This is a genomic window from Ferdinandcohnia sp. GQ5 (genome assembly GCF_059759275.1).
In genome coordinates this window covers 47,322-60,123 of the sequence record NZ_JCAXEW010000028.1, presented here as the reverse complement: position 1 = coordinate 60,123, position 12,802 = coordinate 47,322, and the positions used below count along the sequence as shown (strand labels likewise).

Below are 12,802 nucleotides of genomic sequence, written 5' to 3'. Positions count from 1 at the left end.
TCACCTCTTTTTAGGGAGGCAACTGCAACGAAAAGTGTAATCGCGGCTCCCATTAGTACCCAAAGTGTATTATCGCGAAATAAATGGAATAATTCAGTTAGGGATAGAGGAATCACTGTCTCGTCGGGGAATGAATCACGATCGAAGTCCCCATCTACTTTGCCGTTATTCGATTCAATCCAGATCCCATCTGCCTTCACTGTGTTCTTCAACTTTTTCAAGTCAATCCACTGGACACCTGGTATTTTTTCAAATTCTTCTAAGATCTCAATAAGTCCACGTGCCCCCAAGAACGGATGATAAAAGCCGCCAATGACGCCATCTCGAACAGTTGTAAAATCATGAATGCGGGACTTCATTTCCTGAATTGACTGCGGATCCTCATAGCGCACGTAGCGAATCGTCTCAGGCAAAAGCTTCATGCCATGAAGATAGGTCGGCTTCGTGATGTATGGCGACTCGGTCATGATGCGCCAGTCTTTGTCTGTCAGCTGAACCTGACCGATAATCGTTGAAAAGTGTTCAGACAATGTTTCATACCCCGCTTGGCTCATCGCATAATGCGGTGCCTCGAATGCAAGTGGGTAAAGCTCATACTCAACAAGATCCTGGAGCCCCTGTTGGATTCGATTGTTGATGTATTGTTGTTCATTTTGAACAATTGGCGAATTTCGTGTTGCATCCCAAAACTCGAAACCATCACCGGTTTTTGTATTTTCGTATTGGTCTGTGTACCCGTGAAGAATGATGCTGCCGCCATTGTCCTTCATGTATTTGAGGGCCGCGCGAACATCTGGCGCATCCTTGATGTGGTACTCCTCGTCCGTTTCCCGGTCGAGATAGACCGGGGTGACCGACACCATATACGGAATGTCGCGTCGCTTAAGAATTTTTGCAATCTCCATCAGCTGGTTCGAATCTGAGGCCGGATTGACGTCCTCTAGTCTCAGATAAACCTGGGTTTGCGCTCGGTGTTCCATGTTGAATACTTCATGCAAGGCCTCAGCTAAGAAATTGGAGATAGGCGGAAACAAATTATTTGTCGCGTAATAATATTTATTTTCCTTATTGACTAGGAGTGGGTAGGATTGGTTGGATTGTTTCGCTTCGATTAGAGTTTTGGCGGTGGATTCTATTTGGATGATGGTGGTCGGGTCAACTTTAATAGTCTTATTTTCTTCTGGAAGATAGAGTTCCTCAGTATACAACTTGGTTTTACTCGCTTTTATAAACGGAAAAATTGCTTGTTGCTGTTCGATATTGAGACCTATTGACATGATCGTGCCGTTGAATGTGGCCATGATGTCGATAACCTTGGGAGGCAGCTGTTCCTGCGTTTGTCCATAGTAAAAAAGATGGGTCACACCCTTCATATCCCCGGCCCCAACCTCGCTGCTACTTTTGAATGAAATGTCTTCTGTAAAGTGGCTTATCAGCATGTCCAGAAGGCGCTGATGCTCATCGACTTGGTTGGTTTGCGATGAGAAAATGACCAGCACTTTCGGATCTTTCGCAGCCGCTTTCGATGTTGGTGCATAAACGAGACCAATGATTAGGGCAATGCTCATAATGATTTTCCAATTAATGTAGGTTTGTTGATTCATACCATTACCTCACATTTATTGCGTCCTATAACGAGTACTCAGACAGGTTGGGGGTTGGAAAGCCTCCATGGCTGGCCTCCCTTCCTTTCCTCCTACCCAGACGAAAATGGACCTTTCGCTGAATGAAAAAATACTCATGTAAGTAAATTTATGAGCCCTCTTTCTAATTTAGTATCATAATGTACATGTTCTCAAAAAAGAATTTTTGGGGACAGGGGATGTGGGTCACAGGGACAGGTCCCTTGTCCCGGGACCATGCTTGGGACGAGGGACCTGTCCCTCCGTCCCATTTTTGCAGTACTACTTTTGTAGTATTTTTCTTGGAATGGTATGGTTTTCCAACCTTTTTCGTTGCGGTACCGAATGTTTTATGAGTAAACTTTTTATGAAATATTTAAAAAGTTTAATAATATTAAAGATTTTTAGTTTTGGGGGGCACTCTTTTTATGGTTTTAAATGAAGTGAAAAATGAGGAGCAAAGGAGGGATTCTCATTTAAGTCAGTTGGCTTCGGTTGGCCAAATTGCGGCGGGGATTGCCCATGAGGTGCGAAACCCATTGACAGCCGTGAAAGGATTTTTGCAACTTCTTCAGCAGGAGGAGGAGCATGCTTATCTCGATATTGCGCAGAGTGAACTCGATAATGCGCTTGTCACCTTGAACAATTTGCTTCAGGTGTCCAAGCCTGATTTGGAGGACGAGGACGCGCAATCAATCCATCTTGCTACAGAGTTGGAATCCATTCTGACCCTCTTTTTAGATAAATTATATGAAATTGAGATTGTTACGGACTTCCAAAGTACAGACGCAACGATCGTTGGCAAGAAAAATCAGTTTAAGAAAGCTTTTTTTAACCTGATAAAAAATGCAATTGAATCCATTGAGGGGTCGGGAAACATTTCAATTACACACCGTGCTGACGAAAAAGAAGTCATGGTCATTATTCAAGATTCGGGTGTCGGTATCCCAAAGGAAAAAATGAATCTACTCGGAACGCCGTTTTTTTCAACAAAGGACGCCGGAACCGGGATGGGACTCGCTCAAGTATTCTCCGCAGTATACCAGCATGGCGGTGATATTTCGGTCAAAAGCGAAGAAAATGTAGGAACAACTTTTACAATCAAACTACCAAGGCATCACAATACGATAAATCGGGGTGTACGAAAATTGGACGTTCTATACAAAGATTCCATTAAAGAGTATTTCCTAGCAAACAAAGGACTTTTTGAAGAAAAGCTACTTGAAGAGGCCATCAACGTGAAGGATAAAATTCAAGATATTCATAGAATCGGGGACATCAATCTTCTCGAGAATGCGCACAAACTCGTAGTCTTTATCGTTGAAGAGCGCCAGCATGAGTTGATTACCTTCGCAAAACAAGAAGGGGTCGCCTGGGCAAAAAATTCACTGACAGTTGCGTTTAAGCTTGAGTGGGTCCAAGCCATTCGGCGTACACTATGGGACTTTCTGTACAATTATGATCTATTATCCAATATTGAAACCAACCGAGAAGACTTCTTCTCACTTGAAAAAAGGGTAAACGTTCTATTGGACTACTTCTTTACACACTTTTTCATCAGTTATTCAAGGTTCAAGGACGAACTACTTGAGTCGCAGAGACAGCTTGTTGAAAATCTGTCTGTGCCGATTATCCCTATCAACCAGGAAACGCATATCATTCCGCTAATTGGAGGAATTGATAAAATACGTATACTGACAATTGAAGATAAAATATTAGCTAGCATTGAAAATGAGCATATTCGCACGCTGATTATGGACCTATCCGGGGTCGCGTTTATGGAGGATGAAGTCATTTTTCGCTTTATGAAACTGATTGAAGGCGTTAAAATGATGGGTTGCCAAACAGTCCTCACTGGCATCCGCGCCGAAATTGTGAAAAAGATGATTGCGTTGGACGTCAGTATTTCGGATATCGCCGATTCGAAAGGCACGCTGCAGCTGGCATTGAATGACTATTTGTTTACTGGGGTTGCTGCGGAGTAGTTTTTCATAAATCGCTTCTGTTCGTGGGACAAGGGACCTGTCCCTCCGTCCCATTGAAACTTCGAGCTATTTAAAAAAGGCCTTCAGATTATTTTCTGAAGGCCTTTAGTATCTTATTAGTTATTATTTTCGATGATCATGGCGATTCCTTGGCCTCCGCCGATACAGAGGCTGACTATTGCATATCTTTGGCCACGTCGTCTTAGTTCATATGCTGCTGAGAGCAGGATTCGAGTGCCGCTTGCGCCGACTGGGTGTCCAAGTGCGACGGCACCTCCGTTAACATTCGTTTTCTCTCTGTCTAGTCCGAGTTCTTTTTCGACTGAGAGGTATTGGGCGGCGAAGGCTTCGTTCACTTCGACCAAATCCATATCAGCTAAACTGAGTCCCGCTTTTGCGAGAGCTTTTTGAATGGCCGGTACTGGTCCAATTCCCATGATGGTTGGGTCGACCCCAGCTACTCCCCACGAAACGACTTTCGCAAGAGGTTTCAGCCCATTTTCACGAACGGCTTTTTCACCCGCAACAACTACCGATGCAGCACCATCATTGATGCCGGATGCATTCGCGGCGGTAACTGTTCCGTCTGATATAAACGATGGGCGAAGTTTGCTCATCGACTCCAAATTCGCTGTTGGTTTGATGTGTTCATCTTTATCTATAAAAATACTACCTTTTCTTGTTTTCACCTCAACCGTAACAATTTCTTCTGCAAAGGTTCCGTTCTCAGCGGCCCTAGATGCTCTTTGGTTTGATTCGACCGCAAAATTGTCTTGTTCTTCACGGGAAATTGAATACTGATTGGCTAGTTTTTCAGCTGTCATGCCCATACCTTTTCCTGTGTATTGGTCAGTAAGGGTTGTTAGCAGCATGTCTTCAAACTGAAGATTGCCCATTTTTGACCCGCCAAATCGTTGCTTAAAATTTGCATAAGGGGATTGGGACATGTTCTCAGTTCCCCCTGCCAGCACGATGTTGGCATCATCTACTAAAATATGATGAGCGGCCGAAACCACTGATTGCAGACCAGATCCACAAAGGCGGTTGACCATAAACGCGGGTACTTCCTGAGGAACTCCACTATGTAGTGCAATATGCCGTGCCAGGTAGGTTGCATTTTTTTCCGTATGAATCACGTTTCCGTAAATCACATGATCAATTTGCGCCGGGTCGACCTTTGACCGCTTCATAGCCTCAACTGCCGTCGCACGTCCTAATTCGGTTGCTCCTGTTCCTGCAAACGATCCTCCAAAACTAGTGAATGCCGTACGGGCTCCATCAATAATAAAAATTGGTTCCATGACAATACCTCCTTTTACACTAGTTTACCATGATATCAACCACATTGTAATGAATATTCTGACTAGTACACTTTTAGAAGGAGGTGTACATTTCTGCACACCTAAGCTTAGACTCATTCAGTTGTCTTATGCCGAATCGTGGTTGCGTTTCTGTCGATTCATGGTTGCATTTTAGTTTGTCGAATTCTGGCTGTTCTAATCAGTGGGAGAAATATAAAAATATGAGAGCTATGTATTCAAAATGAAACGCTGGGATTATGATATGTGAACTTTTTAGAAGTAGGTTATCTGCGTTTCAGCAAAGCGGATGTAGGTCTTAAGTAGTATTTCTGTTTTTATAATAATCGACAATTCGACAAAATATCTGTGAACTAGGTCACTTTTTTTAATATTTTTTGCAATTTTTTTAAGTTTTTCTTTTTTCAATTTACTCAAACGTGAAGTATCACTATATCATACGTTACATACGACACCCTCCCTACCCCCTCGTACGTGAAGTTTACCATTTGGACTCCCCTCCTTATAACCTAGTAAATTGGTGTTACCGGCGGAATAACTGAGGAACGCGTTTTTTAAAAGGACCATTTTACATGGAATTTGAGGAACTTGCAGAACAATATAAACCATTAATTTTTCAAGTGATCAAAAGCTTGCGCTTGTACGGAGACAGAGAAACATTTTTTCAGATTGGCTTGATTGGACTTTGGGAAGCATCGACCCGCTTTAACCCTCGGAAAGGTGTTGAATTTTCGACATTTGCCTTTTCAACCATTCGAGGGAAGCTCCTGGATCATTTAAAAAAGGAGGTTCGATATCAGGAACACTACCAGCCATCAGGGGAACAGATTTTTATGAAACTCGCGGATTGTTCGGAGGGCTTTCAAGAGGATTTGATCGAGATGTATGGGGATAAATTGACGAAAAATCAGGTGAAATGGGTTCAAGGCCGGATTATTGAGGATAAAAGTTATAAAGAAATCGCAATTGAGCACGGTGTTACTGTGGAATCGGTGAAATCTTGGGGGAAGCAGGCCGTTAAAAAGTTACGAGAAATTATTATTTTAGAATAGTAATTTCAGAGGTGTTTTTCCCAAACAAACATTTGATTGAAATACGATTTTGTGTTCACACAAACGTTTGATTGAATTTTACGTTATTCAGTTTGTGAGATTGCTAGTTCAAACAAACGTTTAATTGAATGCAAACAAGCGCTTGTTTGAGTTTTTGGCTCATTTTTTGAGGATAATAAATGATTAGGATTGTGTGGCAATGGGCAACAATGTATGGTGAGGTGAGAACATGATTAAGAGGTTGCTAATTCTCGCAATCATTGTGGAGCTTGGCGTGTTTTGGGCTGTCATTCAGGAAAAGGAAACGGTCCAAGTCCAAGTGACAAAATTGCCGCATCGCGAGCTTCATTTGGATAAGAAAAAGGTCCCTGCTGCTGAACCGGATCCTGCGGTTGAAACAGCGGCGACGACTGACCCTTTGGCGGTAATAAAAGACAAATATACGGTTGAATTTGAGAGTCTGGAGAAGGAAACAAAAAAGAAAGCGAAGGAATTGCTAGCTCAGGCTAAGGCAGACTTTGTTGAGGAATCTGCTGATGGAATTGCCGTATTGCAGGTCATGAGCAGTTATTATAATGAGTTCAAGACGCTGGAAAAAGATACGGATGTTGCTTTCGAGAAGATTTATTCAGAGCTTGAGGCCGAGCTTGAGGCAGGCGGGTTTTCGAAGGACGAGGCCACCCCATTCCGGGATGAATACGAGGAAAAGAAGAAGAAAATGCTGAAAAAAGCACTCGAGGTTCAGGGGAGTTATGAGTGAGGGCGGGGGGCTGTGCGTTGAGTTGAGAGGATTACGACCTAAGCGGTGCGAATTGTGCTCTAGGTTGGGCGGGTTTTGGCATGAGTTGATGGGATTGCGCACTATGTCCGAGCATTTGCGTTTTATTCGGCGGAAATGCACACTAAGTACGGGGAATTGCGCTTTATTCGACGGAAATGCGTTTAAAGCTCAAAGAATTATGTAATAACCATTTTAGGAACTCCCCCGCTTTTAATACGCTGTAGAATCGGCTTATAAAAAAAATCAGGTGAGGTTATACATTGAAAATTGACAAAACGAAGTATTCACCCAAATACCTTGGTTTGGCGTGCTGGTTATTTCTTTTTGTCTTCAACATTATTCTTTTTTCGCTACTAATGCCACCTCAACAAGTTGAATTAAGCGATTATTAAGATTATAATAAAGATATAATAAAAAAGATCAGGTGCGCTAACACCTGATCAACACAATTACATGCCGCAAGTGAGCGGCTTGCCCATGAACATAGTAGTGATACCAAAAAGAAGTAACTACCTAAATCCTAGGCGTGGATAGGCGGTTACTTCTTTTTGTTTTCAACGAACAACATTACCACAATTGTGATGACCCCTAGCAAAACTAAATTAGCTTCCATTGCCACGGTCATTGCCTCGTATGTCGTCATCTTTACCACCTCCCTTCAACCAGGAAGTGGCTAACCGCCCACCGCTTTATGTAACTGCAACTCTATTTTAACATTTCAGATAATAGATTACTAGCAAAAACAGAACATTTGTTCCTATTTTGTTCTCCCTTCAAAAATAATATTTTTGCGCGATAACAGTTACAAGATGTGGTAGAATTATAAAAAAAATCAAAAAAGGAGTATCCTACCTTGAACTTATTTGACAAGTTAGTTTCAACTTATGATGTATCATTAGATAAAAACGGCGTAAGTGGTGAGCGTTTAGCATCCCGCCTGTCTGCTCTTTCGGAAATTGGGTTAACCTCAGACAATGGTTCGCACCGAACTGGGTTTTCCCCCGAGGAAAAGGCAGCAAAAGATTTGGTAAAGCAATGGATGGAGGAAGCTGGCCTTGTTGTAACTGTAGACGGAGCTGGAAATGTTTTCGGTCGTATTGATGGTAAAAATCCAAATCTACCTGCGCTTATGTCTGGTTCCCATGTTGATAGTGTTCCAAACGGCGGACATTTTGATGGTCCACTTGGTGTACTTGCGGCGCTTGAGGTGGCTAGTGCATGGAAACAAACTGGTTTTGTGCCGGAACGACCATTTGAAGTTGTTATTTTTACTGATGAAGAAGGCGCCCGTTTTAATGGAGGTTTTAGTGGAAGTGCAGCCATGATTGGGGAAGTAACAAGAGAGGAATATCTTGCAAAAACTGACTTCAATGGCGACTCTTTTACAGATGTTTTAGAGAATATCGGACTTTCAGTTGACGGATATTTTAATTCAAAAAGAGATCTTTCCAAACTTGAGGCGTTTGTGGAATTACATATTGAACAAGGTAAGAGATTGGAGAAAGCTGGTGTACCAGTTGGAATTGTGACTGGAATCGCTGGTCCATGTTGGTTACGAATGACATTTTCGGGACTTGCCGGACATGCGGGCAACACCCCAATGGACGACCGCAAAGATGCGTTGGTTGCAGCGAGCCAGTTCATTCATGAGGTCCAATCTCTGCCTGGGCAGGTGAGTTCATCAGCAGTTGCAACCGTTGGAAAAGTTGATGTGCTTCCAAACGGCGCAAACGTCATTCCAGGTGAAGTTCGCCTGACAGTTGACATTCGAGATATCAAAAAGGAAACACGAGACCGACTTATTGAATTGGTGATTGAAAAAGCTCAAACAATTTCTGAAGCACATGGGATCGCACTTCAATATGAAGAAACTTTCCGTGAAGCACCTGTTCCGATTAGTGAAGACATGCAGAAAAAGCTTGAAAAATCCGTTGTTGCCCAAGGAATTGAGCCGGTCTATTTACCAAGCGGTGCTGGGCACGACGCGATGATTGTGGGACATGTATTACCGGTAGCGATGATTTTTGCTCAGAGCAAAGACGGCATTAGCCACAACCCAGCTGAGTGGACTTCTTTAAATGACTGCGTTCAGTCTGTCCATGTGTTGAAGGATTTTGTGGAGAAATTTGATCATTGATTAAAGTAATCTTGTTTTAACCTTATAAATATTACAAGAGGATGCACGGATTTTTGTGCATCCTTTTTATAATTTCAGCAGGTCTCTCACCCCATTTTAATGTAGTTGTAACCTTTTAAGGTGTGGTCCCTAACGGCTTGATTGGCTTTGTGGATCTCTTTTTCTCAATGTATTTAATGATGACTTCGTGTTATTGAATGATTTGCCTTTTTCGCTCTTTACTATATAAGCTGGCAATTCGGTTATGTATTGGTAGGTGTCATTACATACAACTGAAGAAAATGGATAATATTAATAATGTTCGTTTTGCACCATTATCATTAATCGGGGGTTAGGCAATATGCAGATGGAGCATTATATCTTGGGAGCCATGTGGCTATTCGGATTTGGTTGTTTTTTTCTTTTTATTCCCCGCCAAAATCGGCGCGAGGGAGTTTTGGCGCTGATTATGTTTCAAGGCATTATTTGGCTTTGTGACATGCCTTCCTTTTATTACGGGTTAATAAGCGCCCCAGTCCGATTGCTCCCTAAAGCAACAGATCTTGCAATTACCATCGATTATATTTTCTACCCGGTCTTGTTTTCTATCTATTATGTACACCAGAAAAAATATGTCCATAAAAGAAAAAAGCGCAACTGGACAATCTTTTTTTCATGGGTCACAATTGTGACGGTTTTCGATATTCTAATTGAGAGATATACAGATTTATTAGAATATGGATCCCTTACAAGGTACGGAATGGTGGTTTATATCGCTTTTCTCTTTTACGTAAGCGAGGTCTGTTGTAACTGGTTCTATCGTCAAAATTCTATATCTCAAGCAAGCGGTGGATGACCCATGAGAATTGAATGGTGGATCCTGATATTAGTTTATTTCGTATCAACAGGAATTCTATTTTTCATCCCAAAACAAAAGATTCGTTTGGCAGTTGTTGCATTTTTATTCAAACAGATTATTACTTTTCTCATTGGCTTAATGGTCGTTGAGTTAGGATGGCTTGAATACCCAATCCGATTATTTCCTTCCATTAATCGAGCAAGTTTCACGTTTGAGTATTATGCATTTCCTGTTATCTGTGCCCTCTTTAACACACGGTATCCCAATAACCGGAGTGCCCCAATTAAATTAAGTTATTATGTTCTTTTTTGTTCAGTGATGACAGTTGTAGAAGTTATGATTGAAAAATACACTGAGCTCATCACATATGTACACTGGGAATGGTATTTTACCTGGATTTCGTTATTTATTACATTTTATCTGTCTCGTTTATTTTGTCTTTGGTTTTTTTCAAACGAGAAAGCTATATATTTCAATGAGGAATAAAGATTTATAGAGCCATTTCGCAAACCAAGAAATATCTTCATGTACTACTCGTAATCATGGTTTACGTCTTATTTGCTACTTTTTTGTCGATGGGAAAAATGCAACTAATCAACTATCTACACCCATTTTTCTATTATTCTTGAATCCCGTTTGTATGTGGTTTTTTCTACGTAACCATGACTATAAGTCTGTAGTTTTTGTATGTCATGGTTACAGCTGAAATATAAATTACGGGGAAATGGATATTATCGCTTTTATCCGCAAATTTGCGTCTCGCTAACTTACTCATACACATATTTCGACAATTTTCATCAAGTTGTACAATCCCATAAAACCCTGTTATATCAGCATCCAGTATGTTACACCCCATCTGTAGCCACCCTCTTCCTATTACTTTTCCAACACCAACCATTTACAAATTTCGCATGCCGTAATAGAATAAGTACATACCATTTTGAATATCGGCATTCACTCATATAATCACGGGGATATGGCCCGTAAGTTTCTACCAGCGTACCGTAAATGCGCTGACTATGAGTGAGCAATGGGAATGCATTTATGCTAATTCCGCTTCCTTCGTGAAAGCCTGAAGGTCATTGACTCACTCGTAAATGAGGAGTGCAATGATGTTCAGGCTTTTTTATTTTAAAGGAGGAAGTTTGCTTGGAACTTTTACAGCAGAAAATTATCAATGAAGGTAGAGTCCTTTCCGACCACGTTCTTAAGGTTGACGCCTTTTTAAATCACCAAATAGATCCTGTGTTAATGGTGGAAATCGGTAAAGAGTTTGCGCAACGATTCCAGCATGACCAAATCACCAAGGTTTTAACAATCGAGTCCTCAGGGATTGCGCCTGGCATGATGGCTGCGCTTGAACTTGGGGTCCCTGTGATCTTTGCTCGAAAAAGAAAATCTCTTACTCTAGTAGATGACCTACTCACAGCGTCTGTACATTCTTTTACGAAAAATGAGACCAATGAAATTTCCGTTTCTCAAAAGTTCCTTGAACCAACAGACAATGTGCTAATCATTGACGACTTTTTAGCAAATGGGCAAGCTGCTCTAGGCCTAACTGAGATCGTTGAAAAAGCTGGCGCTAAAACAGCCGGAATTGGAATTGTAATTGAAAAATCCTTCCAAGATGGTGGAAAAATGCTTCTCGACAAAGGTTTCAAAGTTGAATCACTTGCTCGCATCCAATCACTACAGGGTGGAAAAGTTACATTTTTGGAAGAAGTGGGGGCTGGTCGCTAATGAAGGAGAACTTATTTAAAACCGCATCTCTTGGAATTCAACATGTACTCGCGATGTACGCAGGAGCCGTGATTGTGCCACTTATCGTCGGAGGCGCTATCGGGTTAACAGGTGAACAGCTCACGTACCTCGTTGCAATCGACCTTTTAATGTGTGGAATTGCAACCCTGTTACAAGTTTGGAAGAATAAATACTTTGGAATCGGGCTACCAGTTATGCTAGGTTGTACGTTCACAGCGGTTGGGCCGATGATTTCAATCGGCGCAGACTACGGAGTATCCGCGATTTACGGTTCGATTTTAGTTGGCGGAGTATTCCTCGTCCTTGTTTCAACGATATTTGGTAAGTTAATAAAATATTTCCCTCCAGTTGTGACAGGGTCAGTTGTTACCATCATTGGTATCACACTTATTCCTGTTGCGATGAACGACATGGCAGGCGGACAAGGAAGCGCAGATTTCGGTTCGCTTCAAAACCTTGCATTATCATTTGGAACACTTATTTTCATCTTAGTGTTATACCGTTTTGCCAAAGGATTTATGCGTCAAATCGCCATTCTACTTGGATTAATCATTGGAACGATTGTATCTTACTTCTTAGGGCGCGTTGATTTTTCAGCTGTCACTGAGGCGAATTGGTTGCACATGCCAGAGCCGTTTTACTTTGGTATGCCAACATTTGAACCATCCGCAATTATCACAATGATTCTCGTGCTAATCGTGGGGCTTGTTGAAGCATCAGGCGTATACTTCGCACTAGGTGATATCACTGGTAGAAAGTTATCGGAAAAAGAATTGTCAAAAGGCTATCGTGCAGAAGGTATTGCGACTATTTTAGGTGGAATTTTCAACGCATTTCCATATACAACGTACTCACAGAACGTTGGACTTATCCAACTTTCTGGCGTAAAAAAGAACACCGTGATATACGCAGCAGGCTCATTTTTAATCATCCTTGGATTCATCCCAAAAATCAGTGCATTCACAACTGTCATCCCAACACCAGTTCTCGGCGGTGCAATGCTTGCGATGTTTGGAATGGTTATCTCTGCAGGTATTAAAATGCTAAGCAAAGTTGATTTTTCATCACAAGAGAATCTATTAATCATGGCATGTTCAATCGGTATGGGCCTCGGTATCACAACCGTCCCAACCCTATTCTCAAATCTACCTGAAGGCGTCCAAATCCTAACCAGCAACGGAATCGTCATCGGAAGCCTAACAGCCATCATCATGAACCTAATTTTTATGAAAAAACCGGCCAACCAAACAGTCCAAATCCTAGAAGGTCAAAAAGCATCCTAGGGACACAGGGATAAGGACCTGTCC

Annotated in this window: 10 protein-coding genes and 1 riboswitch; of the genes, 8 read left to right on the top strand and 2 right to left on the bottom strand. The window is 41.8% G+C overall.

The window, feature by feature from the left end; genetic code table 11:
* A partial coding sequence (locus AC6CHV_RS24470) for a DUF2334 domain-containing protein (protein WP_498079862.1) occupies window positions 1-1,604 on the bottom strand: 1,604 nt, incomplete at its 3' end.
* 446 nt (window positions 1,605-2,050) lie between these two features.
* On the opposite strand from AC6CHV_RS24470, the gene AC6CHV_RS24465 reads away from it, so the two are divergent.
* Complete coding sequence (locus AC6CHV_RS24465) at window positions 2,051-3,607, top strand: ATP-binding protein (RefSeq protein WP_498079861.1); 1,557 nt, start codon at window positions 2,051-2,053, stop codon at window positions 3,605-3,607.
* A gap of 116 nt (window positions 3,608-3,723) precedes the next feature.
* Here the strand turns inward: AC6CHV_RS24465 and AC6CHV_RS24460 are convergent, their stop codons facing one another.
* A complete protein-coding gene (locus AC6CHV_RS24460) occupies window positions 3,724-4,908 on the bottom strand; it encodes an acetyl-CoA C-acyltransferase (protein WP_498079860.1) in 1,185 nt (394 codons plus the stop codon).
* 590 nt (window positions 4,909-5,498) lie between these two features.
* On the opposite strand from AC6CHV_RS24460, the gene AC6CHV_RS24455 reads away from it, so the two are divergent.
* The 7 genes from AC6CHV_RS24455 to AC6CHV_RS24425 all read left to right on the top strand — a co-directional run bounded on the left by AC6CHV_RS24455 (window position 5,499) and on the right by AC6CHV_RS24425 (window position 12,778).
* Window positions 5,499-5,978 carry a sigma-70 family RNA polymerase sigma factor gene (locus tag AC6CHV_RS24455; RefSeq protein WP_341333167.1) on the top strand — a complete coding sequence of 160 codons (480 nt, stop codon included), beginning with the start codon at window positions 5,499-5,501 and terminating at the stop codon, window positions 5,976-5,978.
* 229 nt (window positions 5,979-6,207) lie between these two features.
* On the top strand, window positions 6,208-6,738 hold the full coding sequence (locus AC6CHV_RS24450) for a hypothetical protein (RefSeq protein WP_498079859.1): 531 nt from the start codon (window positions 6,208-6,210) through the stop codon (window positions 6,736-6,738).
* An 874-nt stretch (window positions 6,739-7,612) separates the two neighbouring features.
* Window positions 7,613-8,896: an allantoate amidohydrolase gene (locus AC6CHV_RS24445; RefSeq protein WP_498079858.1), complete on the top strand. Its 1,284-nt coding sequence runs from the start codon at window positions 7,613-7,615 to the stop codon at window positions 8,894-8,896.
* Between the two features lie 340 nt (window positions 8,897-9,236).
* A complete protein-coding gene (locus tag AC6CHV_RS24440; protein WP_498079857.1) occupies window positions 9,237-9,731 on the top strand; it encodes a CBO0543 family protein in 495 nt (164 codons plus the stop codon).
* A 3-nt stretch (window positions 9,732-9,734) separates the two neighbouring features.
* The gene (locus AC6CHV_RS24435) at window positions 9,735-10,220 is read left to right on the top strand and encodes a CBO0543 family protein (RefSeq protein ID WP_498079856.1); all 486 of its coding nucleotides are present in this window, start codon (window positions 9,735-9,737) and stop codon (window positions 10,218-10,220) included.
* Between the two features lie 452 nt (window positions 10,221-10,672).
* Window positions 10,673-10,774: riboswitch (purine riboswitch) on the top strand.
* A gap of 109 nt (window positions 10,775-10,883) precedes the next feature.
* Complete coding sequence (locus AC6CHV_RS24430; RefSeq protein ID WP_498079855.1) at window positions 10,884-11,474, top strand: xanthine phosphoribosyltransferase; 591 nt, start codon at window positions 10,884-10,886, stop codon at window positions 11,472-11,474.
* Window positions 11,474-12,778: a solute carrier family 23 protein gene (locus AC6CHV_RS24425; protein WP_121445516.1), complete on the top strand. Its 1,305-nt coding sequence runs from the start codon at window positions 11,474-11,476 to the stop codon at window positions 12,776-12,778. The genes AC6CHV_RS24430 and AC6CHV_RS24425 overlap by 1 nt, the downstream gene beginning before the upstream one ends.
* Window positions 12,779-12,802 lie beyond the last annotated feature (24 nt).